This is a genomic window from Paenibacillus periandrae, assembly GCF_022458865.1.
Lineage (GTDB): Bacteria > Bacillota > Bacilli > Paenibacillales > NBRC-103111 > Paenibacillus_S > Paenibacillus_S periandrae.
Genome location: NZ_JAJNMU010000003.1, coordinates 367,865 through 394,291 on the forward strand (window position 1 = coordinate 367,865; position 26,427 = coordinate 394,291).

The following is a 26,427-nucleotide window of genomic DNA, read 5'->3' on the forward strand; positions in this document are numbered from 1 at the left end:
AATAAAAATATTTAAAATTAGCAATGTACATTATGAATTTACAATGTTAAATAAAAAGGATGGTATAAATATGGCTGACGAACAAATCGATACGGTGAAACGCATACCTGCGAATCAAATACAGGAGGTAGCCAAGGCGCTGTCAGGGGATTTGCGTCTGCGTATTTTAGAAGCATTGGGAGAGCGGCCAAAAAGTATTTCGCAGCTGGTTGAGGAGTTGGGTGTTGCACAGCCTACAGTTTCCATTAATGTGCAAAATCTGGAGCAGGCGGGTCTCATTAGCTCGTCAACAAGCGGAGGCAGCCGTGAGAAGATATGCTCCCGAGTTCTGGATGCGCTCCTGTTCGAGCTGCCGCGGCGACCGGGCGAAGGCTTGCAGCATATTGAAGAGATTTCCATGCCAATTGGTCTTTATACGGATTGTGTCATTCAGCCGCCCTGTGGGCTGTACGGTATGGAAGGTGCCATAGGCTGCCCGGATGATCCGCGTGCTTTTTATATGCCGGAGCGGACCAAGGCTAATTTGCTCTGGTTTAGTGAGGTCGGACATGTGGAATATGTGTTTGCTAATCCGCTACCTGGTGGTGTGCCGCTCCACAAGCTGCTGATCAGCGCTGAGCTCTGCTCAGAAGCCGCCGGCTATAATCAGGAATGGCCGTCGGACATCACGCTGAGCATCAACGGCAAGCAGATTGGAACCTGGACCTGCGACGGTGATTATGGCGACAGAAAAGGAAAGCTTTCACAAAATCTCCCGTTCGGCTGCACGCAGTATGGCTTGCTGACCGAGTGGAGCGTTTCGGAGACGGAGAGCTGTATTAACGGAATCAAATGCTCGGATATGACGCTTGCCGAGCTTGAGCTTCATTACAACCGACCGATCAAGGTAAGGCTGGAGGTTCTGGCGGATGCGAAAAATTGCCGCGGATTGAACCTGTTTGGAGCCGGCTTCGGCGATCATCCTCAGGATTTGAAGCTGCGGTTTGTCCGTGGTGGATGTTAACACGTATAGACGGTTGTCCGATGAAGGGCAGCCGTCTATTTTTATTCGTATAGGTGAATACCGTGTTTCCTATAGGTATATCTCCATAGACTGATGATGTGTTCAGTAGTAACGCCCTACACATTATGGAGGTGTCCCCGAATGGAAAGATATCCAATGTCAATGTCCAACGCACAAATGCCCAACATGCAAATGCCTTATGTTTCACCTGCATCCATGAATCCGATGCCGTCCATGCCTGCCAATCAAGCAGCACCAGTCACGGTTCATGCCACCTTTGAAGAAATTAACATCTATGAACCCAAAAAGCATCATCATCACGTCCATTGCAAGCCAGCAGGAGGAATATCCTTCGGAGCTATTCTGGTCCTGTACATCCTGCTCGTCATTATTCTTCGCGGCTTTCGCAGATAAAGCAGGTAGTGGCTATTTTGAACTTTTGAGGCAGCAATCCAGAGCTGACTCGGCTGCCATTAGCTGACGTGCTGATGTCAATGGCCTTATTAGAAAGGCCCCTTATTCAACACACGCTTTATGCAAAGGGGCCTTTCGATGGAGTTTAGGCAGCAGTTTACATCGTTATCCCACATACATAGTGAAGGAAATCACCCTTACAGCAGCTTCGTACGCCTCCTGCCGAGTGACAAGAGAGCCCGCAGAGGTAACCGGTCTAACCGGTCGTGGCGATGTCTCTGCCTTGCAATCAACGTGCGATAGTTCCTATAATATTGTATACAAGTTGCCGGCTCATGTTACGATATGACAAGAGAGAGGATGATAGTATGAATGAAACCATCAAGCTTTTAACAAGCCATCAATCCATTCGCAAATTTACGAATCAACCGGTTACGCAGGAACAGCTGGAGACAATCGTTACCGCTGCGCAATGGGCTTCAAGCTCCAGCCATGTACAAGCCTACAGTATCATTCATGTCACAGATGAAGCGATGCGTGGTCAAATCAGTGAATGGACAGGCCATCAGCCGCATGTGCTGAACAGCCCGGTTTTCCTCGTATGGTGCGCTGACCTGAATCGCTTGCGGACAGCGTATGAGATTCACGAAAATGCGGATGAGGCTTACTTGGGTACTGCAGAAAATTGGATTGTTGCCACTGTGGATGTTGCCTTGGCAGCTCAAAATGCCGCTATTGCAGCTGAGTCCCTTGATCTGGGCATCGTATATATTGGAGGCATTCGTAATCATATTGAAGATGTCTCCAAGCTGCTGAGGCTGCCCAAGTACACAAGTCCGATTTTTGGCATGTGTATAGGCTACCCGGATCAAGACCCAGGTCAAAAGCCGCGTTTACCGCTGCAAGCCATCCTGCATCATAATACATACCAGACTGGCGATATGCTGGAGCAGATACTGAAATACGATCAAACGATGAAGGCATATATTAGCAAACGAACCGATGGTAAGCGAAACGGGACCTGGTCCGAGGATATGAAAAACAAGCTGAAGACGCCGACACGAATGCAGATTAAAGCTTATTTGGAAGCTCAGGGGTTGAATGTGGAATAGAATTGTAAAGGGTTGTTTAAGAGGGCGGTGCGATTGTTACCCAAAACAATGCCAAATTTCAAATGCCTATGACCACAACACCAGCACCAACAGGGCCTGTGAACATGACCAAGGTATGGATGAAGCTGAACAGCAGCGAGCTGAAAATTAATGATAAAATGATCATGATGGACACCGCTCCATTCATGTCAAATGACAATACGTATATCCCGCTTCGTTACCTGAGTGAAGGTATCGGTGCTGAAGTGACCTGGAATGATACGACCAAAGAAGTTGAGGTCAAAGCCGGAAGCAGCGTGCTGAAATTCTGGATCGGTAAAGACTATATGGAAGCTAATGGCGTTAGACAAGATATCGGTGCACAGGTCTACATCAATAAAGATGGCCGCACGGTTGTTCCACTTCGTTTTATCACGGAGCTGCTGGGCTGGACTGTAACCTGGAATCAAGCAGATAATTCCATTACCTTGACCCAAGCAATGAAATGATTGTATTTGATTCAGCCCTATTATGTATGAATAAAAGACATGCCTCGATCCTTGTATGCTAAGGGTCGAGGCATTGTTGTAATTTTCATTCCGGCATCGGCCCTGTGTACACCGATTGCGGACGGAAAATCCGATTGACCTGTGCCTGCTCTAACAGATGGGCTGACCAGCCAACGACTCTGGCTGCTGTGAAGGTAGGAGTAAACAGCTCCGAAGGAAGGGCAATGGCACGCATGATCGATGCGGCAAAAAATTCGACATTGGTATACAAACGCCGCCCAGGCTTGTATTCTTCAAGTAGAGCGATGGCCGTTTTTTCAACATGAATGGCAAGATCGAACCATGGATCATTGCTGGAGAGAGCTTCGGTTACATGACGAAGCGCTTCTGCTCGTGGGTCACTTGTTTTGTAAATGCGATGACCAAAGCCCATCAGCCTGTCACCCCGTTCCAATGCCTGACGAATCCAGGCTTCTGCATGCTCTTTACTCCCTATTGCATCCAGCATAGCTATTACTTCAGTAGGTGCTCCGCCATGAAGTGGCCCCTTCATAGCTCCTACAGCCGCACTTACAGCAGAGGCCATATCCGATTGTGTGGACAGCACGACCCGGGCAGCGAAGGTAGAGGCATTCATCCCATGCTCCATACCTAATATTAGATAAGCGTTCAACGCCTTAACGTGGGCTGGTTCGGGCTGCTTGCCAGTCAGCATATATAAATAATTTGCTGTATGACTAAGCTGGTTGTCAGGCTCTATCGGAGCCAGACCTAGCTGGGTTCGATAGCTATAAGCAATAATTGTAGGAATAACAGCAGTTAAGCTAATAGCCTGTTCAAGGGTTGGGGGCCAGCTGAATTCTCCTGAAAGCATGGCTATTGCGGTTTGAAGCACGCTCATAATTGGCATTTCCCGGGGAATATTGTCGAGCAGTCTGCGGACGGTCAAGGGCAGCTCTCTGCTGCTCGCAAGGCGTGCTGTAAACTGCTGTTTTTCTGAGGCATCGGGAAGTTTTCCCATCCATAATAAATGGGCAATTTCCTCATATTCGTAATGAACTGCCAACTCCTTAGCCCAATAACCGCGATAGATCAAGTAGCCATTTTCTCCATCCACATGACCAATATCTGTTTCCGCGGCAACGATTCCATCCAATCCAGTTACTTTTGCCATTCATGTTCACGTCCTTTCAAGAATTACTTTAATTATAAAACAATACATTAATAAAGTAAATTTATATGTTTTTATATAATATATAAAATATTTTGATTGAAATTCAATTGTGCAAAAAGCTGGAAATTCACTGCTAACGGGTTTATGATGGGCTATAGAAAGTAGCAATCATACAGACGGAGTGAATGTCAGGAGGATTTACGGGATGCAAAAGAAAGCCATATTTTTGGCCGAGCAGGATAACATCATGATTAATCGGGTATTTGATGAAAACGTGAGGGACAGGCTTAATCAGCAGGTAGAGCTGCAGCCGATATGGATCAACCCTAGCAATGCCAACCTGCACAAGGACGAGCTTGCTGGAGTGGTAATTGCTTTTTCTACATGGGGGCTTCCCTTATTCACAGCTGAGGAGCTTCAGCTCTATTTGCCTAATTTGAAAGTCTTATTTTATGCTGCCGGTTCAGTCCAACGTTTTGCTAGAGTATACATGTCGCGCAATTGTGCTGTTGTCAGTACTTGGGCTGCTAACGCAGTACCTGTTGCCGAATATACAGCTGCGCAAATTGTACTGGCCAATAAAGGTTACTTTCAAACAGCGCTCCATTGTAAGCGTAACCATGAAGATGCCAAAAAGCTGGCCCAACTGTATCCAGGCAATTATGCAGCAAGAGTGGGAATTCTCGGTGCCGGTATGATCGGTAAAAAAGTGATTGAGCTGCTGAGACCCTTCAATATTCAGATCGACGTATTCGATCCGTATTTGCCCGATACAGCTGCTGTAGAGCTCGGTGTACGTAAAACCGATTTGCTGGATATTTTTACGAACTGTGATGTCATCTCTAATCATCTGGCTAACCTGCCGGCTACTGTTGGGATGCTGAATGAGCAGCATTTTGACAAGATGAAGCAACATGCGACTTTTATCAATACAGGACGCGGCGCTCAGCTTGTTGAAGATCATTTGATACAAGCTCTTCGTGAAGTGCCGACCCGGACAGCTGTGCTGGATGTGACTCATCCCGAGCCTGTGAGTCGTGACAGCGCTCTATTGGAATTGAATAATGTAATTTTGACTCCGCATATTGCCGGAAGTATGGGCAACGAGGTGGCAAGAATGGGACACTTTGCTGCCGGAGAGTGCGAACGCTATATGAGTGGCGTTCCCTTGCAATATCAGGTTACACTGAGTATGCTGGAAACCATGGCGTGACCTATAACGGGCTGGAATTCCTACCTAACTGGCAAACATATAATCAACCATACGTAGACAGCACTATTTAGACATTGGAGGATATACATTGATACAAACAGGACTTTTATCAGTTACTTTTCGTCAGTTGTCTCCACTTGAAATTATTCAGCTTGTCGCTCAGGCCGGCTTGCAGGCTATCGAATGGGGCGGTGATATTCATGTACCTCACGGGGATGTGAATCGGGCCAGGGAAGTCAAGAACTGGACGGAATCAGTGGGAATCACGATTGCTTCCTACGGCTCCTACTACCGGGTTGGGTGCACCAATAAAGAGGGTTTGACCTTTGAGCAGGTTTTGGAATCGGCATCAGCCTTGCACGCTCCTGCGATACGGGTTTGGGCGGGAGATCAAGGCTCGGCTCTGGCTGACGACGCATGGTGGGACAAGGTAATTACCGACGCGGCAAGAATCGCTGATCTGGCGCAGGAAGCGGGGATCACCGTTGATTTTGAATATCACGGAAACACCTTGACGGATACACGCGAAACGGCAGTTCGCTTACTGGAGGGAATCGGACATCCGAATATACGCTGCAACTGGCAGCCATCTGTCGCTTTGACCATTGAACAGAGACAGCAGGATTTACGAGCAGTCCTGCCTTGGCTGGCTAATGTCCATGTGTTTCAATGGGAGCCGGGCGTGCGCAGGCCCTTGACGGATGGCTTGGAGGAATGGCGCGATTATGTTAGTATCGTCCGTGAAGTCCCAGGTGATCGTTATGCGATGCTGGAATTTGTGAGGGATAATGATCCGCAGCAATTTTTGGCGGATGCGGGCATACTGAAACAAGTGGTTGCCGGCAGCCTGTCGAATTAGTACGGGGAATATGCTTGAAGATTACCGGATGGTGAAAGGATTGTGACCATGAGCGGAATTCATCTCTACGAGAGTAAGCATCGGGAAAGCTACGAAGTGAATATCCATCACCATAGCAACTATCAAATATTGTATGCGATAGAAGGGGAGGGCTCAATTCAACTGGATGGTGTCAAGCATGCAGTTGAACAGGAGTGTGCAGCAATTATTTTTCCGCACTCGGATCATGCTGTTTCCTCGGAATCCCATTTGACGCTGCTCGTTATGGAATTTGATGTTGCGCTGATGCAGGATGCATTTGCATCAAGGTGGAAGGCGGATATGATCGATGGCTCTATTTTGCTGCGGCTCAATTCGGTTAGCGGCAATGAGCTGAGACAGCTGCTGCGCAAGCTGCTCTTCGAGCAAAAGCAAGAGGATTCGCTCAGCCAGTGGGCGATGCAAATTCATCTGCTGGAGGTGCTGCTGCTGCTCGCCCGTGCCAAGCAGAGCGCACAAGTCACTGATGCCAATGGTTTACGTGCCGAACGGATTCGCTCCTATATCGATTCACACTATTTTGAGCCGCTGATGCCAGGTGAGCTTGCCCAAAGGCTTGGCATCAGCTCACGCCACGCTGCCCATATATTCAAAGAACAATACCAGCTGACCCTTCTGCAGTATTTGACAGAGGTGCGAATGAGCACGGCCATGAAGCTGCTTGCAGAATCCGATAAGGACATCGTTTCTATCGGCTTTGAGGTCGGCTATGAATCGCTTCCTACTTTTTACCGAACCTTTAAAAATTACGTCAAGCTTTCGCCCAACAAATATCGTCAGCAGCATCGAACTCCCGTCCAGTCCGTCTGAACGGGTTTTTGTCGTTTTGTGAAAAAACGCTTCCATATCTGAGAATTTTACTCCAATCTGATAAGACGTAACCAGATATTAAAGCTATGATGGGAAAGTAATCATAACGGAAAACGCCAATGATAAACGAAGAGGAGCTGCAACTATATGACAGTACACACAATAGGAATTATTATGAACGGAGTTACAGGAAGAATGGGGACGAATCAGCATCTAGTTCGTTCGATTTTGGCCATTCGCCAGCAAGGCGGCGTGACATTGCCCAATGGAGATATTATTATGCCCGATCCGATACTGGTAGGCAGACAAGAGCATAAAGTTAAGGCATTGGCAGAAAAACACGGCGTTACACGCTGGAGCACTGATCTCGACGCTTGCCTGGCAGATCCGGCGAATCAAGTGTATTTTGACTCCCAAACGACTGTACACCGCGCTGAAAGCATCAAGAAAGCTATTGCGGCAGGCAAAGATATTTATTGCGAAAAACCTACCGATACAAGCTTGGAAGGCTCCCTGGAGCTGGCTCGCTTGGCGAAGCAGGCTGGCGTTAAAAACGGTGTTGTTCAGGATAAGCTGTTCCTGCCAGGTTTGTTGAAGCTGAAACGTCTGATTGATTCCGGATTTTTTGGGAAAATTTTATCGGTTCGTATGGAGTTCGGTTACTGGGTGTTTGAAGGAGATTGGCAGCCAGGACAACGTCCTTCATGGAACTATCGCAAGGAAGATGGCGGCGGTATTATTGTCGATATGTTCGCTCACTGGCGTTATGTGCTGGACAACCTGTTCGGCAATGTGAAAGCTATTTCTTGCCTGGGTATGACTCATATTCCTGAGCGTGTCGACGAGCAGGGTGAACGCTACACAGCTACAGCGGATGATGCAGCATATGCGACATTCCTGCTGGAAGGCGATATTGTGGTTCAAGCCAACTCTTCATGGGCCGTACGCGTAGACCGTGATGACCTATTGACTATTCAAGTAGACGGTACAGAAGGCAGTGCGGTTGCAGGTCTTCGTGATTGCAAGGTACAACACCGCGTGAATACACCGAAGCCTGTATGGAATCCGGATATTGAAAATCCTTTTGCATTCACAGAGCAATGGGTGGATGTGCCTGCTAACCAAATTTTCGACAATGGCTTCAAGGTACAATGGGAATTGTTCCTTAAGCATCTTGTTATCGATACTCCATTCCCTTGGGATCTGCTTGAGGGCGCTAAAGGAACACAAATGTCCGATCTTGGACTTCAATCGTGGAAAGAACGGCAATGGGTTGATGTACCAGATTTGAAACTGTAATAGAGGATGAACACATGCTTAAATAAGGAGGAAACTGCATCATGACTGATAAGCTTACATTGCCCAAAGCCGGGGGTGCCTTGTACGAGTACGTCGCGGGTACCAAAGCTCCGATTGTTGCGCCACAAGGAGCATTTACCGGACGGATTGCATTCTCGGCCGCACATGTTGTGTGTGATCCATTTGCAGGGACCGATCCGTTGAACCAGCCTTCGATCGACTGGGAAAACACATTATCCTACCGGCGTCATTTGTGGTCGATGGGTCTGGCCGTTGCGGAAGCGATGGACACCGCGCAGCGCGGCATGGGCCTGAATTGGCTGCAAGCCAAAGAACTGATCAAACGGTCGATAGATGAAGCCAAAGCGGTTGGCGGTAAAGTCGCCAGCGGTGCGGGAACCGATCATTTGGCCCCGGGCCCGAACGTAACCTTGGAAGATGTTGAAGCTGCTTATGAAGAGCAGTGCGGTTATGTGGAAGGCTGCGGAGGCCAGATTATATTGATGGCAAGCCGGGCACTCGCTGCCTGCGCCAAAACACCAGAAGATTACGAACGGGTATATGGCCGTATTCTTCGTCAAACGAAGCAGCCTGTTATTCTTCATTGGTTAGGCGATATGTTTGACCCTGCCCTTGCCGGTTATTGGGGCAGCTCTGATTTCAACGAAGCGATGGAAACTTGTCTGCGTGTCATTCGTGCTAATGCGGACAAGGTAGACGGCATCAAGATTTCGCTGCTGGATGCGGACAAAGAAATTCAAATGCGCCGTTTGCTGCCTGACGGGGTAGTCATGTACACTGGTGATGATTTCAACTACCCAGAGCTGATTCGCGGCGATGAGCAGGGCTATAGTCATGCGTTGCTTGGAATTTTTGATGCAATCGCTCCGGTTGCAGCGTCTGCTTTACAAGCGCTGGATCGTGGAGATTTGGCACAATATGATGCCCTATTCGAGCCGACGATCGCGTTGTCCCGACACATTTTTCAAAAGCCTACCTATGCTTACAAAACAGGTATCGTATTTATGGCATACCTGAATGGACATCAGAACCATTTCCGGATGATTGCCGGCGCCGAAGGCTCGCGCTCGATTGTTCATCTGTCCGAGCTGTTTGTGCTGGCGGATCAAGCGGGATTGCTGCAGCGTCCTGAGCTTGCGGTGGAGCGGATGAAACGGGTATTGACGTTATCGGGAATTGAATAACAGGCCGAATCGATCCGATAATACAGATTCAATGGACGGAGGGATACTTGTGGAACGTTTTACAAACATAGATCGTCTGAGCTTAAATCAAATTACGACCAACAGCTGGAGCTTGCGTGAAGCTGCTGAAGGCTGCGTTCGGGCAGAGATTCCCTGGATTGCTTTATGGCGCAACAAGGTAGAGGAAGCAGGCCTGGCTGAAAGTAAACGTATTGTCCGCGATGCAGGCTTGAAAGTATCGAGCTTGTGCCGCGGCGGGATGTTCCCTGCAGCAACTGCAGCCGAACGCGCTGCTCGCATCGACGATAACCGCAGAGCGATAGATGAAGCGGCTGAGCTTGAAGCAGAGGTTCTTGTGCTGGTGTGTGGTCCGGCACCGGACCGCGATATCGATGGAGCTCGCCAAATGGTCGAGGATGCGATCCATGAGCTGGTGCCTTATGCGCAGGAGCGCGGGGTTACACTCGGCATTGAGCCGCTGCACCCGATGTATGCAGCCGAACGCTCCGTGATTTCAACACTTGCCCAGGCAACTACGATTGCCGAGCGTTTCACGCCACAGCAGGTCGGCGTTGTTGTCGATGTGTTTCATGTATGGTGGGACCCTGAGCTGTACAAACAAATTGCCCGCGCAAGCGGCAGAATTCTGGGCTTCCATGTTTCCGATTGGATCGTGCCTACTCCTGACATGCTGTTGGGCCGAGGCATGATGGGGGACGGTGTTATTGAACTGAATCGCATCCGTCAAGCTGTTGAAGCAGCAGGCTACAGAGGACCTATTGAGGTGGAAATTTTCAATCAGGCGATATGGGATCGTCCTGGCGATGAAGTGCTGGCCGAGATGAAGGCGCGTTATTTAGAGCATGTGTAACGATATCAATCATTAGCAGCGTATAGATTTAGTACTGTTAACGCTAAGGGTTATTAAAATTAAGAGACGTTAAGCCCGGTACTGAAGCTGCTGTGATCCTTATTGAATACGAATTTAAGCAAGGTTTACGGGCTGGTCAGCGGGTTACATCGTTGATCGGCCCAATGTCTTATACATGTGTGAGAGAAGGGAATTAACCATGAGAGCAATTCGTACTGCCTTGATAGGGGTAGGGGGATTTGGTAAAGTACATATCCGTCATTTGGTTGAGCTGTCAGGACAAGGTCTGTTGGAGGTCACAGCATTTAGTGATATCAATCCCGATGTGAATCCAGAGGGCTGGCAGCAGCTTATGACGCTTGGCGGTGCTCCTTATTCCGATTACAAAACGATGCTGGACCGTCATCCCGAGCTGGATCTGGTTGTTATCGCCTCACCTATTCCGATGCATAAAGAGATGGCGATGTATGCTTTTTCACGTGGAATCCATGTTATGCTTGAGAAACCACCTGCTGTAACCATACAGGATCTTGATGAAATGCTGCGTGCTCAAGCGGGTTCATCATCATTATGTCAGGTTAATTTTCAAAATACATCGGGAGCGGCCTTCCGTGAATTGCTTCGAATCATTCAGGAGGGGCAGATTGGCGATGTGCTGCATGTCACGGGAGTTGGCCTATGGAAGCGCACGCAGGCCTATTATGACCGTACACCGTGGGCAGGCAAGCTTATTCATAAGGGCAATTACGTGCTCGACGGTACGATCAATAATCCGTTGGCTCATTTGCTGAATAATTGCCTGTTGGTTGCCGGCAGCGGGAATATAGAAGAAAGCACTCCGTTAGATATTCAAGCTGAGCTGTATCATGCCAATGCTATTGAAGGCGAGGATACGTCTTGTCTTCGGATTCGTACGCAAAGCGGAGCAATCGTTCATTTCTATGCCAGCTTGTGCCACGTTGGGGAATCGATTCCTTCCATCACGGTTAAAGGGACACAGGGTGAATTAGTGTGGACGTATAACAATACGCTGAATGTTCGAACCGATGGTTCGCAACCATCCAGCCGCAGCTTTGCCAATGAGGATTATGTCCATAATATGTACCTGAATACGCTGGCGGCGATTCAAGATGAATCGGTCGCTCTTCTGAGCTCGCTTCAGCAGTGTCGCAATTTTGTGCTGGCTGTTAATGGTGCATTTGAATCAAGCGGGGAAACGCATCCGATTTCTGAAGGTTTTCTTGTGCGAAAAGATGAAGGAAATACCGTATTCACAGAAATCACAGGTATCGAAGCAGATGTGCGTCGTGCAGCGGCAGAGGGTGTGCTATTCTCGGAGCTCAGCGTTCCATGGGCAGTTGCAGGCAGGTTGTTTTCTTTAGACGGCTATCACAGCTTTGATTTATTTAGATCTTGAGACTTTTGCACAGGGATGAGCATTTCCTTCCTTCAGGAATAAGCGTATCTTTTGTCCGGGTAGAATACAAGGTAGCTGTTTATTCCTTCTTCGTGTAAAATGGAGGGGGATTCACAGTCGAGATGAGGGAGCGATAACCATTGAAAATTGCAGCACAGCTTTATACGGTTAGGGATTTTTTGAAAACACCGGAGGATATTGCAGCTAGTTTGAAAAAAGTCAAACAGATCGGTTATGATTCGGTCCAGGTTTCCGGCGTAGGACCTATTGACAGCAAGGAACTGAAGGCGCTTGCAGATCGGGAGCAGCTTACGATTTGCGCGACCCATATTCCTTATTCGGATTTTGACAATATCGATGAAGTTATTAAAAAGCACCAAATCTGGGATTGCAAATATGTAGGATTGGGCGGATTGCCGCCGGAATACCGGACAAGCAAGGAAGGCTACTCGAAGTTTGCGAAGGAGTTCTCTGAGGTCGGCCGCAAGCTGCACGATGCCGGATTGAGATTTATTTATCATAACCACGAATTTGAATTTGTAAAATTCGATGGCCGCACCGGAATGGACATTTTGTTCGAAGAGTCCGATCCGGAAGTATTTGATTTTGAGCTTGACCTCCATTGGGTACAGGCTGGTGGCGCTGATCCGGTTGAATGGATCCGTAAAGTCGATGGACGTATGAAAGTCGTGCATCTGAAGGACTGGGCAGTTACAGCTGACAGGGAACGCCGCTTTGCAGAAGTGGGAGAGGGCAATATGAATTACCCGGCTATTCTAAAAGCTTGTGATGCTGCGGGTGTGGAATGGGGAGCGGTTGAACAGGATCAATGCTATGGTAACGATCCATTTGACAGTCTTGCAATCAGCCTGCGCAACCTGCACAAGCTGGGATACAAATAAGCTATAAGCGGGTACTTATTAAGGAGAACCACGAGGGCAGTGTGCAGTTGGGGCACAGCGCTCGACATTGCAATGATGAAATCATCCAATTTATACAGCCTAACACACAGAAACCGGAAGCCTGAGGGCCTCCGGTTTCTGCAAATTCGGCTATACCTTCATCACATTGTAAAGAGGTAAAACAAATAACTTAACGATGGTTAGGTGAGAAAAAGAAAGTGGAGGTCAGCTCATGATTAGTACCAAATTAAACAAAATCGCTTATGGCGGCGATTATAGTCCCGAACAATGGCCGCAAGAAGTGATGACCGAGGATATGAGAATGTTTAAGCTTGCGGGTATTGATATCGCGACAGTTGCTGTTTTTTCCTGGTCCTTAATGCAGCCGGATGAAGAGACCTATCAATTTGAATGGCTTGACGAGATCATGGACAAGCTTTATGACAATGGTGTGTATGCCTGTTTGGCAACGAGTACGGGTGCACATCCGGCCTGGATGGCGCATCGTCATCCTGATGTGCTTAGGGTTGATTTTGAAGGGCGCAAGCATACCTTCGGTCAACGCCACAATTCGTGTCCAAATAGTCCGACCTACAGACTTTATGCTGCACGACTGGCACGCAAGCTGGCTGAACGATACAAGGATCATCCGGCGCTGGCTGTGTGGCATGTAAATAATGAATACGGCGGCATTTGTTATTGCGACAACTGCGCCAAAGCTTTTCGTGTATGGCTTCAGCAGCGATACGGCAGTCTGGATCAGTTGAACAAGGCGTGGAACACCCGTTTTTGGGGGCATACCTTTTATGATTGGGAAGAAATCGTCCCACCCAATTTATTAAGTGAGCATTCTGCAGAAACTCGAACCACCTTTCAAGGAATTTCGCTCGATTACCAGCGTTTTAACTCGGACGGGCTGCTGGATTGCTACTTGTTGGAATACAACGAATTAAAGGCAGTAACACCGGATGTTCCGGTTACGACGAATATGATGTGGATGTTCAAGCAGCTGGATTATGCCAAATGGGCGAAGCACGTTGATGTGGTTTCCTGGGATAGCTATCCCTCCAACACGACACCGCTCAGTCATGTGGCGATGTGGCATGATGTGATGCGCGGCTTGAAGGAGGGGCAGCCATTCATGCTGATGGAGCAGACGCCAAGCCAGCAAAACTGGCAGGCGTACAATGGTCTGAAGCGTCCAGGCGTGATGCGATTGTGGAGCTATCAGGCTGTAGCACATGGTGCTGATACGGTGATGTTTTTCCAGCTGCGTCGTTCGGTCGGTGCTTGTGAGAAATATCACGGAGCGGTTATTGAGCATGTAGGTCATGAGCATACCCGTGTTTTCAGAGAATGCGCGACACTTGGCGGCGAGCTTCAGGTTCTGGGAGATAAGCTGCTCGGTTCCCGGATCGAAGCCAGGGTGGCGATCATCATCGATTGGGAGAATTGGTGGGCCATGGAGTTCTCCTCGGGACCTACGATCGATTTGTCCTACATGACAGAGCTTGCCAAGTATTATGTTGCTTTCTATGATCAGAATATTGCGGTTGACATGATTTCAGTGGAAGCGGATTTTTCCCGTTACGATGTCGTTATTGCACCTGTACTCTATATGGTGAAACCGGGAGTTGCCGACAAACTGGAACGCTACGTGGAAGCAGGCGGACGTTTTGTAACGACATTTTTTAGTGGTATCGTGAATGAATCCGACCTAGTTACACTTGGCGGATATCCAGGTGAGCTCCGCAAGCTGCTCGGTATTTGGGTTGAAGAAATCGATGCATTATTTCCGCATATGTCCAACCGCATCGTGATGACCGAAGGACGGGAAGGCTTTAAAAAGGAATATGCCAGCACATTGTTATGTGATATTCTGCATACGGAGGGAGCTGAGGTTTGGGCTGAATATGGTGAGGAGTTTTATAAGGGTACGCCTGTGCTGACGCGTAACAGCTTCGGACAAGGTGAGGCGTGGTATGTAGCATCCAGTCCGGATAAATCGTTTCTTGCCGATTTTGCTGCGCTGCTGGTGAAGCAAGCGGGGATTGAATCCGTGTTGGCTGCTCCTGAAGGAATTGAAGCGACACGACGTGTTAAAGACGGACAGGCCTATACGATGATATTGAATCATAATGACAGCGAGACCGAGGTGAATCTCGGCACAAGCCAGCGCACCGAGCTGCTTAGTGGTCAAGTGGTTAGCGGAGCTGTGACGATTCCTGCAAAGGGTGTCTGGATCTTGGAAATGGCTTCGCTATAAATCCCGAAATGGGCGGTTAATCTGTGCATCTGTCTATACCGTTTCCGCTAATTGCCATACACTATGGCATAGGTTGATGTACATGAGGATTCGATGTCGTTGACTTAATCAAGACATAGGAGTGATTCTATTGGCACATGTTGGCGGTGTAGGTGTGGGAAGTTGTGCAGGGGCATATGGCGGGTTTGGTACATCAACAGGAGAAATTCTGGTTCTGTTCATTTTATTGGTTATCATAACAGGCTCAGGATTTTGGGGCGTATAAACGATAATAGCAATATTAAATAAGGTTTAAAAGATAAGTAAAGAAGCACCATGGCAGCAGTTTAGCAGATGCTGGCAGGTGCTTTTACTTTTCCATCTTACGGCTAAGAGCTTAATCGATTCCTTTGACAGGGCTGGTTTTGCGATATTCGAGCAGCTCCGAAATCGTGACGAAGCGATAGCCGCGGCTTTTAAGCACGGGCAAAATTCGCCTGAGTGCCTCAATGGTTTGTGTCTTGCCCTCTACATAATCATGAAACAATACAATATCTCCATTGCGCGAGTTGTTAAGCACCTTATTGGTGATATGGCTAACCCCCGGTGTATTCCAGTCCATCGTGTTGATATGCCAGGACCACATCACGACCGTATAGCCCTCTTGTTTGGCGATTTGAATCAACGGATCGTTATAGTAGCCTCCTGGCGGACGAAATAAGTGCGGCTTTTGCCCGGATACCCGAAATATAGCTTTTTCGGCCTTCATCAGCTGGTCACGCATATTGCTTTCTTTGACTCCGCGGGTGAAGTACATATGGGTATAGGTGTGATTCGCCAATTCATGGCCTTCGGCCACTTCCCGTTTAATGAGGTCCTGATAACGCTCAGCTTTTTCACCGATCACAAAAAAAGTAGCTTTAGCTCCATATTGCTTCAAGAGGTCCAGAATCTGCGGTGTATCCTCAGGATCGGGCCCGTCATCAAAGGTCAGCGCGATAATTTTTTCCTCAGTGGGCACCTCCCATACAATCTCACCTCTTTTTTCATAATAAGGACGCCCTTTACTGGGAGCGTTGGATAGCTCATTAATGGATCCTGTAAGCAGCATCGATAGCGACAGCACAATGGGGATGGAGACAGTCCACATGGTAATCAAAGCCTCCTTCGTGTAGTAGGACGAAGATAGTTTTCCCATTTCACCGAGTATTAGCCATCGAAGTCAAAAAAGTAATTTACCTGTACAAAACCTTGCAGTTCCTTGTTAAAGAAGGCAAGGGAAAGCCTAGTAATGATAATTTGCTGTTGGATACCAATCATTGGTTTTATTGATACGTTAACGGGTGTACATGCTATATGAAGACGGGACAATTGAAAAGGGCTCAAGCTATAAACTATACTTTTGATACTATCTTACATAAAAGTGGGTACTTGTATTTGATACTAAAAGCATCAATAATAAAATAGGCAGAGGATTTGATGACCTGCATATCGATAAGCCAAATTGGAAACAGCGGAGGGGATTACGATGAGAGACCAACTGTTTACGTCCTTTGAGATCAAAGGCTTGCAATTAAAGAACCGTGTAGTGATGGCCCCTATGTGTCAATATTCCGTTGATGCCAAGGACGGCAAACCGAACGAATGGCATTATGTTCATTATTTGAGCCGCGCTATCGGAGGTACGGCGCTTATTATTATGGAAATGACGGACGTTCATCCGGATGGTCGCATAAGTGATAAGGATTTGGGATTATGGTCCGATGAGCAAATTCCCGCCTACTCGCGAATTATTAAAGAAGTGCATGCTCATGATGCCAAAATTGGTATCCAGATTGCACACGCCGGTCGTAAAGCTGAAGATGCTGAAGTACCCGTTTCCTCATCTGCGATCAAATTTCCAGGAGCTGCTTATAAAGTACCGCGGGCGCTCACGACGGATGAAGTTAAAGGGATGGTACAGCTTTTTGCGGATGCAGCTCGTCGTGCTGTAGAGGCCGGTGTGGACATGATTGAATTGCATGGAGCACACGGTTATTTGATCCATCAGTTCCATTCTCCACTAACAAACCAGCGCGACGATATTTACGGACAGGATTTGGCCCGGTTTGGGGTTGAAATTATACAAGCTGTTAAAAAAGTAATACCTGCAGAGATGCCGTTATTTTTCCGTATTTCCGCTGTTGAATATGTGGATGGCGGTTATGATATCAATTACACCCTACAGCTGGCTAAAGCTTACAAAGAGGCCGGTGTAGACGTGTTTCATGTGAGCTCGGGTGGGGAAGGGCCAGCAGGTGAAAGAAAACCAGGAAACTACCCGGGATACCAGATTCCATATGCACGCACTATTCGCGAAGCTCTGGATGTTCCTGTTGTTGCAGTAGGTATGCTGGAGTCCCCGTCGCTTGCTCAATCGGTCATTGGCAATGGAGATGCTGATCTGGTTGGAATAGCGCGGGGTTTGCTGCGGGATCCGTATTGGGCCACTCATGCAGCTTTGGAACTAAAAAGTGAGCATGCTCATGTGCCGCAGCCGTACAAACGGGCTTATCTTTAAAAGCGATGAATAGACAAAAGCACGAGCCCAATCTATGGGCCCGTGCTTTTTTGGGATGAAGTGGTTTAATGGATTGCCGCCCACAGAAGGGAAAGCCCGGAAACTGCCAATAAAATGTCTAACACATATTGGAAGGTGATGACACTCATCCGCTGAACAATAGCTTTTGAAGCAAATGTTCCCAGCATCAGAGATGCACCAACGATAATTCCGTGTACCATCAGTTCTGTGGGGAGTGCTCCAAGCTCCTGGAAGGTTACAACCTTGCTGACATACAGGGCAAGTGAGCTGACCGCTTCCGTAGAGAGGAATGCGCCTTTCATTAATCCGTAAGAGGTGAATGCGGGTACGCTTAGAGGACCCGTAGAGAGGACGATTCCAGTCAAAAAGCCAATAATAGCTCCAGCGACGGCAAGCTGCCATAAGGAAATATGGAAATTTTTTGCCTTTAGCCAATACCTGACAGGGATCATAAGCAAAAAAAACATACCAAGCCCTATGTCTATAACAGCTGTTGGCAGTTCCCACAACGTTCGCGCACCCAGTGCGGCGGCGGGCACACCTGTAATCGAGTAGGCAGCAAAAGCCCGCCAATTGATTTCACGCCACCAGACAACGACTCTGGTCAGGTTTGCCATAACAGCAGCCACTGCCATAATAGGTACTGCTTGCTTAGGGCCAAATGCAAATACAAGAACAGGTAATAACATAATGGATGAGCCTGTTCCTATGACGCCACTGACAGCCCCGGCTACTAGTCCTACCAGCAACACAAATAAATAATCGCCCAAACAAACACCCCTAATGGATAATCTTATGGGTAGTTCATATCCGTACCCTGCGAGTCCTTGCACAATTGATTATAGCAATTATACTGAGAATATTGTAATTAGAGCGATACAAATGGTGACTTTTGGGGAAAATAATCGAATCTAGTTGCTTAAAATTGAAATATGTGGTAATTTATAGTCAATATTAGAAGTGATGAGCGGAAGAACCGCCTCTCCCATGCTGAAAAGCTTGGAAGGGGCGGTTTTTTTGCATTCCAATCAGCGTCACGGTTGGTGCTGCTAAATGCAATAGCTGTTCATTGCTGATTCTTGAACAAACGTGTAAAAGGATCGCATAGCTCAAATGGGGGTGGTTGAGATGCAGATGCAGCCGCAGGGCAAACAAATCGGCGATGTAGTCGAAGGGCGATACCGCATCGTTTCCGTACTGGGAAGCGGTGGGATGTCTACCGTATATTTGGCAGACGATTTGCGACTAGCCGGCAAACGCTGGGCGGTTAAGGAATCGAGGCAGAGCAACGGAACGGAATATGAATTTCTCGCGGAAGCAGAAATGCTTGTTAAACTTAACCATCCGAATCTTCCAGATATTGTTGATTATTTTCCAGCTGACCCCTATGGATGCAGCTATCTGGTGATGGATTATATTGAGGGAGAAACGCTGCTGCAGCGCTTCGAACGGTCCGGCAAACGTTTGCCGGTCAATCATGTGATTGATTATGCGCTGCAGCTGTGCGATGTATTCGCGTATTTGCACAGCCACCAGCCTGAGCCGATTATATACAGAGATGTGAAGCCAGCGAATCTGATGATCGATGCACAGGAGCGGATACGGCTCATTGATTTTGGCATAGCACGCAGCTATAAGGCTGGACAAGCTGCCGACACGGTGCGAATTGGCACGATTGGTTTTGCTGCACCTGAGCAATTCGAAGGGCGGCAGACCGACGCGCGCACCGATTTGTTCGGATTGGGTGCGCTGTTGTATTACTTGCTGAGCGGCGGTCATTATTATTATGCCGTGCGCAGGCCGCTGAGCGACCACAGCGCAGCGATCTCTGCGAGCTTGTCAGCGCTGGTGGAGAAGCTGCTGCAAGCGGAGCCGCGAGCTCGCTGCCAGAGCGCCGAGGAGGTACGCGACGAGCTGCTGCGAATTCAGCCGCTGCAAATAGCAGCGCGTAATAATGGAGCGGACGTGTATGGCGAAATAGACGGGGATGTTGGTCGAGGACGAAATCGAGAGGGAGGTCGAGCGGAACAAGGCGGCACAGCCTCAAGGGATAGTGGTGGAAAGGGACTGTCAAAGTCGCCGCCGCGAGTCTTGGTTGTAGCCGGGCTGTACGCAGGTGCTGGCGCAACATTCACGATACTATCGCTGGCTCGCGCACTGCACGGACTTGGTATCAGGCACGCGGTTATGGAGGCGCAATCGAGGAAGCCGGAGCTGTACGCACTATTGTATGGTGAGAAGCATGCTCCCCCCGATTATCACTGCTATAACGAAGCGGCAGTGGATTTGCGGCAGCAGCGGACAGCTTGGGAGGATGGCAACACGCTGTGGCTGCCAGCGGCACCGCAATCGGGAGCTGAATGGCCCAATGATTCCATAATTAGCGATTCGATACAGCCCAGCCTTGCAGATGGAAGCCGAACAGAGCTGGCGTTCAACCGACTGCAGCAGATGCTACTCCAAGAGATAGAGCGTCCTATTATATTGGTCGATATCGGTTCCGATTGGGAGGACGAGACGGCAAACGAGCTGATTAAGCTTGCTTCCGAATTTGTTTATGTCATGGATCCCATGCTGCATAAGCTGGAGTCGGCTGCTGCAAGACGTAATATGAAGCGGCTTAGGGAACTGCGACTGCTGGGTAAGCCGGTATGGGGTATCGCCAATAAGGCAGTGAATTCCAGCCATACCGGACAATGGCTGAGTGTGTTTCCCGAACCACCGGTTTGCATGCTTCCAGCGATTGATTTTACCAAGATAGCTGAGGCGAGCTGGTTGGGTATACTGGTGCAGGATCGCCCTGGAGTCCGTGCTCAGCTGGAGCGTTCGATGCAAGGCTGGCTTCGCAGCTGGCTGCCTCCTACGAGTCCCAAGGGGCTGCTGCACAAGCTGTGGGGAAACGGATAGTAAGGAAATGGAGGACCCGGCAGGATGAATGTTTGGTATAAATGTATGTATTATGTGTTGGTTATCGGCTTGTGCCTGTCAGGGCCTGCATTGCTGATCGGTTGGAAATGGTTCGTGGAGCCCAATTGGGGAACGGTTGAAGTGGTTCAGGCTGCGCGGTCTGTCGAACGCGGCTTACGGCTAACCGAAGCAGATCTCAAAACGGTCAAGGTAAAAAAAGAGCAGCTTGTTGACGGGGCAATGGTACGTATGCCCTTAGCACTTCGTCAGGAAACGACAAGAGCCGTTCGACTGAATGAGCAAATCACAGCTGATATGCTGAATACCGCTCATTTGCTGCCTGCTGCTGATGAATGGAACATGCCACTTCCAGTAGAATGGATGTTTGGAAAACCACCTGGCAGCTTGCTGCGAGGCGATCGGGTCTCCTTGCTGCTGGTGCAAAAGGAAGAGAGTAAAAAGGTTGATGACAAAACAGCCAATCAGGAGCTTTCGCGTGAGAAGCTGGACCAGCTGAATGTGTCTTACGAGGAAGAGAAAAAGCTTCAGGAAATTGTCGTCAGCTATGCCAAGGGCACCAACAATCAGGAAATCGGAGCCTCCGATGATCGTAAGAAGCCTACAGGCATGGTCAGTGCGGTAGAGCTGATTGTCAATAATGATCAAAAGGAGCTGATTCGCAAATACGGCACGAAGGGTTACCGATTCCTGGTCGTTTATCACTAAACGTACGTTGAATATAAGTTAAAAGGAGGTCAATCAATCGTTGAATGCTTATGTGGTGACAGGTGACCGAAGACTGCTGGAGGCATTACGAATTTCTGGAGATTATGAGTCCGTATCCAGCGTATCCAAGGATATGGCAGCGGTTCTTCTGATGGGAGAAAGGGTGGAAAGCAAACGGGACTCTCTACTGAAAACAGCGCGATCCCTCGCATCGAATCCTTCTGTAGCGGCTCCAGAGACTTCATTATTACCTGGAGATATATGGATTGTAAGCGATGCGCTGCTGGATATGCACGAATTGTTCACACTGCGCAGTTATTATCCGGATAATCGGATTATTTATTTACTTAGCAACGGAACGGACCCGTTGACCTTAAAAACAACACAAAGCCTGTGCGCAGCGCAAGGTATCGACTATGTGCTCCCTTACCATACACCCGAACAGGTAGCCGATGAGGCAGGGAGAATATGCCTGATTAAGGCAAGGACTGTCAGTAAGGTCATAACCGCAATCGGCGCACTCCCCCAACTGGGTGTCACCTCCAGTTTATTGTCAATCGGAGTTACACTGGCTGCACTATCAGGAGTAAAAGTAGGGATTTTTGGACTCAACGGTTGGAATCCGGGGGATAGCGGATTGCTTTATTCCGCCAAATATATGGATGAGCTGTGGGGAAGCTTGCAGGGCAAGCAGCTTCAGGCTGCAGAGCTTCAGGGGAAAATGCAGCTACTGGCACCTAACGTTTATTATTTAGCGGGCAGCCGGGATTTGAAGAAGCTGTACTATTACCAAACGGATGGAGTGTCATGGTTAATCGAGAAGGCACGAGAGTGCTTTGATCTGGTGCTGTTGGATGCAGGCAGCTATCCTGACCACGCATTGGCCGCACAAAGCATACATGCCTCTGATTTGCTGCTTGTTTATATGAGTCAAAGTCAGCAGGCCAAGGTACAGTGGAAGCGAATGTGTGAGCATATTTTGCACCCGGTTTTCCAATGGGAGCAGCGCCAATCGATGCTGCTGTTCAATAAAATGGTTCGCTCACCCGATATTGAAAATGAAAAACAGCTGTCACGCCAGCTTGAGATGCCTTATGTGGGCAGTTTGCCGTATGACCCATCGTTTTATCGCAAGGAAGCAGAGGTTGGGTGGGTTCATCCGAATAATCAAGATTACAACAAGGAGCTGGGCAAAATAGCAAGGGCGATGCTGTATTATTATGATTTGCCGCTCGTTCACAGTTCTGCTGTAGAAACGGCCACCAAGCTCATGGATTCTGCGGCAGGCTCCTCGAAGGGCTCATGGTTCCGTTGGTTGAAGCCTGTTAAGGAGGCCTAACCATTGGTCAGTCAGTCGAGGTTTCATATAGGACAGTTTCATACGGAGCCTGAGATTTGGGAACCGACGATTCCATCCTCTGTCGAGCACAAATATTCTCCACCCCTATTGATCAGCGGTGGCGGAAAGGTCCTTTTTGAGCAAGCCTGCCAAACTTATAAAGAATTTGTTGGTGAACGGTTTGCGGGTGCGATGCATCAAGGGATGGGCAATCGGAATCTGTCAGGATTACCGGATAACGATGATGCGGAGGCCTTCGTCGAGCTGGAAAACAAAGCGATTATCGGTGTACCCGAGACAGTGACGGCCATCATGGAACAAATACAATCTTATGTGGACCGTCAGGGACTGCACCAGCTGGAACTGCCGGATTACTACATGAATCTCAGACGGTTTGCCAAGGAAGAGCAGCGCTGCTATGGCGATGTGACACATGCGATGTTTCATGAAATATACGGCTTTAAGGCACTGGCCTGCTGGCAAACGTATCCGGACAGCTACGCCGCGCAAATTATTGGAACCTCCATCTGGATCCATCATCATGGCCGACATGAACGGATGCCATTTCAATTTGCCTCCACACAGGAGGTGGATAAAATCATTCGTGCACTTACTCGCCAAAAGGAAGATGCAATTGTCAATCTATACAATACAACCTTGGAGGTGGACTTATATACGGGGGAGCGGGTTACGCTCACGGTGAAGCCCGATGTAAGGCATGATGTGATTACGTTCCGGCGGTTTTTGATCGGTCGGGTAACCGTGGAGGATTTGGCAGATACCACACGCCGAACGATCCCACCGGAAGCTGTTGAACTGCTGCAGGGCATATCCAAAACTCATTGTAATGTAATTGTGATTGGCCCGCCGGGTACGGGAAAATCCACGACACTTAAAGCACTGATAGCTGAACGGGAAAACCATTACACAGGCGCGATTATCGAAAAGCATTACGAGCTGGCTGCCAGCCGTGATTTTCCCGAAAAGAAGCTGATCGAGCGAATCACCCATGAAGGCACCTTTCATCATGCAATGGATCAGATTCTGCGCTTTGATGTCGATTATGCGATTATCGGTGAAGTGCGCAGAGTTGAGGCCGAGGGCGCGATGCTCGCCTGCGAACGATTGCTCAAGGGCTTTGGCAGCACCTTCCACACCTGGAAGCCGGAAACCGTACCCTCCCAATTCGCGAGGCTGCTGTGCAGCTTGAATCCGGGTGTGCGTTTTGAAGAGGAAGAAAAACGTGTGGCCGAAAACATCGATATTCTGATCGTGCAGACGCAGGACCCGACTCGCACGCGTAAACGACTCAAAAGCGTGATGGAGCTTCGCTACAATCGCTATACCGGAGAAATTAGCACTCATGAGCTGATGCATTGGAATGAGCGAACGGATACATGGACGTATCGTAATGATTTGAGTGAGGGTCTGCGTAAGGAAATGCGAGAGGTTCATCCGGAATGGTCCGAACGCACCTTCCAAACGCTAGCTGCGTTAGCAGCGGCATCACCGATTCCAGAGAGTGAAGGCATAGTCGTTTATAATCCTGTAGCGGTCAATCCGCTGCACCGGATCAGTGTTTCGATGGGGCAAGTAGCTGCCGCAATGTCGAGGAACCTGCTGCATGAACATTCATCCATATCCTTGTCTATGGAGGGAAGTACAGCTGTACAACCACCCGCAATCACTTTTACATCACCTACAGTGCAGCAGACAGATGGGGAGGATTAGCCCTTGTCTATGTTTCCGTTTTTGACGATGTCGCTTTTGTTCATCTCAGCGTGCTTATTTACAATCGGTTTGTATATGGCTCTGAGGCAGCCGCTCCGATATCTTCGCAAGCTGCTGCTGACAGAGCATCGACACCGACTTAGCATGAAGCAGTTGAAGCGTAAGCCGCGAGGTCAGAATCAGCCGGGGCGTATTGCGACAATTTACCGAAGAATCCATCGTCAGCTGGAGCTGCTGCTGAAAGCGACGATGAAGGAGCGTTATAGCGAATATTCGGTTCAGCGATTTCTGCTGCTGGCTGTATCAAGCTCCTTGTCGGCCGGGATGGTTTCCTATGTAATGGCTTTTGACATACGCTTCAGTCTGTTTATAGCCATTGTCGCTTTTGCAGTACTGATTATTTACCAACGGTTGAAGCTGCGCAGTCAACAAATCCAAAGCGGTTATGATCTTGCAGAAACGATAGGCATATTGACCAGTAAATACAAGGTTACCCGCGGTAATATGCGTATGGCACTGCAGCTTGCTTGTCAGGAAATATCATCCAGTGCGATCCGCAGTCATTTTATGAACTTGATCAGAGAGGAGCTTAATTATGTGGACTCGCGCGAAATGGAGAAGGCGGTTGAAGAATTTATCTACAGTATTCAAACATCCTTTGCCAAGCAGCTTGGCTTAACGATGCTGAAAGGACTGCTGCGTAATGAAAATGTGGAAAGCACACTCATGGCAATTGATAAAAATATTCATAAACAGATCGATATGCTGCGCGATGAGGGGGATTCCAGCTCTGAGGTGCTGCAGCTGAGCTGGCTTCATGTGCTTTTGTTCCCATTGCTTTTGATAATGATGATCATATTTATGGGCTACACGAGCACGGTACATTATCAATTGGGAACAGAGCAGGGGCGATTTTGGCTGACAGTTACGGTTTGCTTCATTATAGGCTCGCTGCTTTTGGCGATTTGGTTCCGGCGTCCACCCAATGATTATTAGAACGTTGAGATCAGCTTCGGAATATGAAGCTGCAGAATACGATTAAGCCCATAAGGAGGTCGAAGATGTTCTTTCAGATGCACCATGATCTATATGCTGTTGGCGGAGGGCTTCTTGGCATCCTGATTTGCCTTATTTACATGCTTGCTGCTTATCTGATTCATCGCCGTTTGCGGACCCCCCTGTCCATCAAATACATGTCCCGCCTCCAGTATATACGATTAAAGGCCTGGCTTGATCATCCTGAGCTGGATCAACGACTGGAGCGTACCGGGTATCCATTAGGGATGAATGCGATAAAAATCCAGTCCATTCGTTATGGTGTCGCGCTGCTATGGTTAATCAACAGCTTATATGACATCTCCTTCAATTGGGATATTCAGTCCCTGCCTGCACTGCTGCTCCAGCTGTGGGGTCCGGTAGTGATGCTGCTTGCGACCAACACGAAAGCTTCGCTGCTCACCTACTTTTTGGCCAAATGGAAGGAGATTGACGACGGGGAAAAGAACCGTGAGCTGTTCATGATCTACAGCATGATCGCTGACGAGCTTAAAGGGGTTGGTCGCCGCAGGTTGAATCTGCATACGATGCTGACCAAGCTGCGCGATTATACGGTAAGAATCAAGCCCTCCTTGAATAAAGGTCTGCGGTTATTTGACGAAGGGGCGTCCGCTGCACTGCATGCGATTGGCGAGGATATCGGAACCAAGGAGGCTAAGGAGCTGTGCAAGCTGCTTGCAGATCTGGAAATGACGCCGCCAGAGGATATTTCTGTCCTGGTGGAGGCGAGAGAAGAGAGCTACACCCAGATGCTGCGCGAGAATCGGCGGCGAAGACGCAAGTTTTTTGGGAGCTTGGCTTATGCCGCGGCATTTAGTCCGCTGTTGATTTATTTGTGGAATGCGTTGAACATCGCCCAGCAGTATGTAACGGATTTGGCTCGCAGCACGAATCATTTTGGTTGAACCCTTGAAGGAGTGGATGAATAATGAAACCGGCCTTGGAAAAGTTTTTACTCATTGCAGCTACACTAGCTGCCATCGGATTGTTCATTTTTGTGGCGATGTGGAGCTCGATTAAGGATAAAAAGACGCAA

General features: G+C 48.6%; 24 protein-coding genes. 21 read left to right on the forward strand and 3 right to left on the reverse strand.

The genetic code is table 11. The annotated features are described in order from the left end of the window. Positions 1–70 precede the first annotated feature (70 nt). The 4 genes from LRL21_RS06580 (at position 71) to LRL21_RS06595 (ending at position 3,017) form a co-directional block, all read left to right on the forward strand. Positions 71–1,003, forward strand: a complete 933-nt coding sequence (locus LRL21_RS06580; protein ID WP_240414953.1) for an ArsR/SmtB family transcription factor — start codon at positions 71–73, stop codon at positions 1,001–1,003. 141 nt (positions 1,004–1,144) lie between these two features. Further along, complete coding sequence (locus tag LRL21_RS06585) at positions 1,145–1,417, forward strand: hypothetical protein (RefSeq protein WP_240414954.1); 273 nt, start codon at positions 1,145–1,147, stop codon at positions 1,415–1,417. Positions 1,418–1,785: 368 nt separating this feature from the next. Further along, positions 1,786–2,529: an oxygen-insensitive NADPH nitroreductase gene (nfsA, locus tag LRL21_RS06590; protein ID WP_240414955.1), complete on the forward strand. Its 744-nt coding sequence runs from the start codon at positions 1,786–1,788 to the stop codon at positions 2,527–2,529. Positions 2,530–2,597: 68 nt separating this feature from the next. After that, positions 2,598–3,017 (forward strand): copper amine oxidase N-terminal domain-containing protein, encoded by a 420-nt coding sequence (locus tag LRL21_RS06595; RefSeq protein ID WP_240414956.1) that lies wholly within the window; start codon positions 2,598–2,600, stop codon positions 3,015–3,017. 85 nt (positions 3,018–3,102) lie between these two features. Here LRL21_RS06595 and LRL21_RS06600 read toward each other — a convergent pair whose 3' ends face one another. Then, positions 3,103–4,191: a citrate synthase/methylcitrate synthase gene (locus tag LRL21_RS06600; protein WP_240414957.1), complete on the reverse strand. Its 1,089-nt coding sequence runs from the start codon at positions 4,189–4,191 to the stop codon at positions 3,103–3,105. A gap of 205 nt (positions 4,192–4,396) precedes the next feature. Here LRL21_RS06600 and LRL21_RS06605 point away from each other — a divergent pair, with 205 nt between their 5' ends. The 10 genes from LRL21_RS06605 (at position 4,397) to LRL21_RS06650 (ending at position 15,337) form a co-directional block, all read left to right on the forward strand. Further along, positions 4,397–5,404 carry a hydroxyacid dehydrogenase gene (locus LRL21_RS06605; RefSeq protein WP_240414958.1) on the forward strand — a complete coding sequence of 336 codons (1,008 nt, stop codon included), beginning with the start codon at positions 4,397–4,399 and terminating at the stop codon, positions 5,402–5,404. Positions 5,405–5,492: 88 nt separating this feature from the next. After that, positions 5,493–6,263, forward strand: a complete 771-nt coding sequence (locus tag LRL21_RS06610; protein ID WP_240414959.1) for a sugar phosphate isomerase/epimerase family protein — start codon at positions 5,493–5,495, stop codon at positions 6,261–6,263. 48 nt (positions 6,264–6,311) lie between these two features. Beyond that, positions 6,312–7,112, forward strand: a complete 801-nt coding sequence (locus tag LRL21_RS06615; protein ID WP_240414960.1) for an AraC family transcriptional regulator — start codon at positions 6,312–6,314, stop codon at positions 7,110–7,112. 147 nt (positions 7,113–7,259) lie between these two features. Continuing rightward, a complete protein-coding gene (locus LRL21_RS06620) occupies positions 7,260–8,411 on the forward strand; it encodes a Gfo/Idh/MocA family protein (RefSeq protein WP_240414961.1) in 1,152 nt (383 codons plus the stop codon). A 41-nt stretch (positions 8,412–8,452) separates the two neighbouring features. Further along, positions 8,453–9,616, forward strand: coding sequence for a dihydrodipicolinate synthase family protein (locus tag LRL21_RS06625; RefSeq protein WP_240414962.1), 1,164 nt, complete (start codon positions 8,453–8,455; stop codon positions 9,614–9,616). Between the two features lie 31 nt (positions 9,617–9,647). After that, complete coding sequence (locus tag LRL21_RS06630; protein WP_275900645.1) at positions 9,648–10,487, forward strand: sugar phosphate isomerase/epimerase family protein; 840 nt, start codon at positions 9,648–9,650, stop codon at positions 10,485–10,487. Between the two features lie 199 nt (positions 10,488–10,686). Next, positions 10,687–11,904 carry a Gfo/Idh/MocA family protein gene (locus tag LRL21_RS06635; RefSeq protein WP_240414964.1) on the forward strand — a complete coding sequence of 406 codons (1,218 nt, stop codon included), beginning with the start codon at positions 10,687–10,689 and terminating at the stop codon, positions 11,902–11,904. Between the two features lie 140 nt (positions 11,905–12,044). Then, entirely contained in the window at positions 12,045–12,806 is a 762-nt protein-coding gene (locus LRL21_RS06640) for a sugar phosphate isomerase/epimerase family protein (RefSeq protein ID WP_240414965.1), read from the forward strand. A 232-nt stretch (positions 12,807–13,038) separates the two neighbouring features. Further along, positions 13,039–15,072, forward strand: a complete 2,034-nt coding sequence (locus LRL21_RS06645) for a beta-galactosidase (protein WP_240414966.1) — start codon at positions 13,039–13,041, stop codon at positions 15,070–15,072. A 154-nt stretch (positions 15,073–15,226) separates the two neighbouring features. Beyond that, positions 15,227–15,337, forward strand: a complete 111-nt coding sequence (locus LRL21_RS06650) for a sporulation protein YjcZ (protein WP_240415090.1) — start codon at positions 15,227–15,229, stop codon at positions 15,335–15,337. 111 nt (positions 15,338–15,448) lie between these two features. Here the strand turns inward: LRL21_RS06650 and LRL21_RS06655 are convergent, their stop codons facing one another. After that, complete coding sequence (locus LRL21_RS06655; protein ID WP_240414967.1) at positions 15,449–16,201, reverse strand: polysaccharide deacetylase family protein; 753 nt, start codon at positions 16,199–16,201, stop codon at positions 15,449–15,451. Between the two features lie 378 nt (positions 16,202–16,579). Between LRL21_RS06655 and LRL21_RS06660 the strand changes: the two genes are divergently transcribed. After that, entirely contained in the window at positions 16,580–17,611 is a 1,032-nt protein-coding gene (locus LRL21_RS06660; RefSeq protein ID WP_240414968.1) for an NADH:flavin oxidoreductase/NADH oxidase, read from the forward strand. A gap of 65 nt (positions 17,612–17,676) precedes the next feature. Here the strand turns inward: LRL21_RS06660 and LRL21_RS06665 are convergent, their stop codons facing one another. Then, positions 17,677–18,402, reverse strand: coding sequence for a sulfite exporter TauE/SafE family protein (locus tag LRL21_RS06665; protein ID WP_240414969.1), 726 nt, complete (start codon positions 18,400–18,402; stop codon positions 17,677–17,679). A 358-nt stretch (positions 18,403–18,760) separates the two neighbouring features. Here LRL21_RS06665 and LRL21_RS06670 point away from each other — a divergent pair, with 358 nt between their 5' ends. The 6 genes from LRL21_RS06670 to LRL21_RS06695 all read left to right on the forward strand — a co-directional run bounded on the left by LRL21_RS06670 (position 18,761) and on the right by LRL21_RS06695 (position 26,296). Then, a complete protein-coding gene (locus LRL21_RS06670) occupies positions 18,761–20,539 on the forward strand; it encodes a serine/threonine protein kinase (protein WP_240414970.1) in 1,779 nt (592 codons plus the stop codon). Positions 20,540–20,563: 24 nt separating this feature from the next. After that, complete coding sequence (locus LRL21_RS06675) at positions 20,564–21,265, forward strand: SAF domain-containing protein (protein WP_240414971.1); 702 nt, start codon at positions 20,564–20,566, stop codon at positions 21,263–21,265. Positions 21,266–21,305: 40 nt separating this feature from the next. Beyond that, a complete protein-coding gene (locus tag LRL21_RS06680) occupies positions 21,306–22,604 on the forward strand; it encodes a P-loop NTPase family protein (RefSeq protein ID WP_240414972.1) in 1,299 nt (432 codons plus the stop codon). 3 nt (positions 22,605–22,607) lie between these two features. Next, positions 22,608–24,335, forward strand: a complete 1,728-nt coding sequence (locus tag LRL21_RS06685) for an ATPase, T2SS/T4P/T4SS family (protein ID WP_240414973.1) — start codon at positions 22,608–22,610, stop codon at positions 24,333–24,335. A 3-nt stretch (positions 24,336–24,338) separates the two neighbouring features. Further along, on the forward strand, positions 24,339–25,331 hold the full coding sequence (locus tag LRL21_RS06690) for a hypothetical protein (protein WP_240414974.1): 993 nt from the start codon (positions 24,339–24,341) through the stop codon (positions 25,329–25,331). A gap of 65 nt (positions 25,332–25,396) precedes the next feature. After that, on the forward strand, positions 25,397–26,296 hold the full coding sequence (locus tag LRL21_RS06695) for a hypothetical protein (protein WP_240414975.1): 900 nt from the start codon (positions 25,397–25,399) through the stop codon (positions 26,294–26,296). The last annotated feature ends 131 nt before the right edge of the window (positions 26,297–26,427 follow it).

Bases quoted from the DNA above. Each gene is read 5' to 3' on its own strand.
- LRL21_RS06580 (WP_240414953.1), top strand. From the start codon at position 71: ATGGCTGACGAACAAATCGATACGGTGAAACGCATACCTGCGAATCAA.
- LRL21_RS06585 (WP_240414954.1), top strand. From the start codon at position 1,145: ATGGAAAGATATCCAATGTCAATGTCCAACGCACAAATGCCCAACATG.
- nfsA (WP_240414955.1), top strand. From the start codon at position 1,786: ATGAATGAAACCATCAAGCTTTTAACAAGCCATCAATCCATTCGCAAA.
- LRL21_RS06595 (WP_240414956.1), top strand. From the start codon at position 2,598: ATGACCACAACACCAGCACCAACAGGGCCTGTGAACATGACCAAGGTA.
- LRL21_RS06600 (WP_240414957.1), bottom strand. From the start codon at position 4,191: ATGGCAAAAGTAACTGGATTGGATGGAATCGTTGCCGCGGAAACAGAT.
- LRL21_RS06605 (WP_240414958.1), top strand. From the start codon at position 4,397: ATGCAAAAGAAAGCCATATTTTTGGCCGAGCAGGATAACATCATGATT.
- LRL21_RS06615 (WP_240414960.1), top strand. From the start codon at position 6,312: ATGAGCGGAATTCATCTCTACGAGAGTAAGCATCGGGAAAGCTACGAA.
- LRL21_RS06620 (WP_240414961.1), top strand. From the start codon at position 7,260: ATGACAGTACACACAATAGGAATTATTATGAACGGAGTTACAGGAAGA.
- LRL21_RS06625 (WP_240414962.1), top strand. From the start codon at position 8,453: ATGACTGATAAGCTTACATTGCCCAAAGCCGGGGGTGCCTTGTACGAG.
- LRL21_RS06630 (WP_275900645.1), top strand. From the start codon at position 9,648: ATGGACGGAGGGATACTTGTGGAACGTTTTACAAACATAGATCGTCTG.
- LRL21_RS06635 (WP_240414964.1), top strand. From the start codon at position 10,687: ATGAGAGCAATTCGTACTGCCTTGATAGGGGTAGGGGGATTTGGTAAA.
- LRL21_RS06645 (WP_240414966.1), top strand. From the start codon at position 13,039: ATGATTAGTACCAAATTAAACAAAATCGCTTATGGCGGCGATTATAGT.
- LRL21_RS06655 (WP_240414967.1), bottom strand. From the start codon at position 16,201: ATGTGGACTGTCTCCATCCCCATTGTGCTGTCGCTATCGATGCTGCTT.
- LRL21_RS06660 (WP_240414968.1), top strand. From the start codon at position 16,580: ATGAGAGACCAACTGTTTACGTCCTTTGAGATCAAAGGCTTGCAATTA.
- LRL21_RS06670 (WP_240414970.1), top strand. From the start codon at position 18,761: ATGCAGATGCAGCCGCAGGGCAAACAAATCGGCGATGTAGTCGAAGGG.
- LRL21_RS06675 (WP_240414971.1), top strand. From the start codon at position 20,564: ATGAATGTTTGGTATAAATGTATGTATTATGTGTTGGTTATCGGCTTG.
- LRL21_RS06695 (WP_240414975.1), top strand. From the start codon at position 25,397: ATGTTCTTTCAGATGCACCATGATCTATATGCTGTTGGCGGAGGGCTT.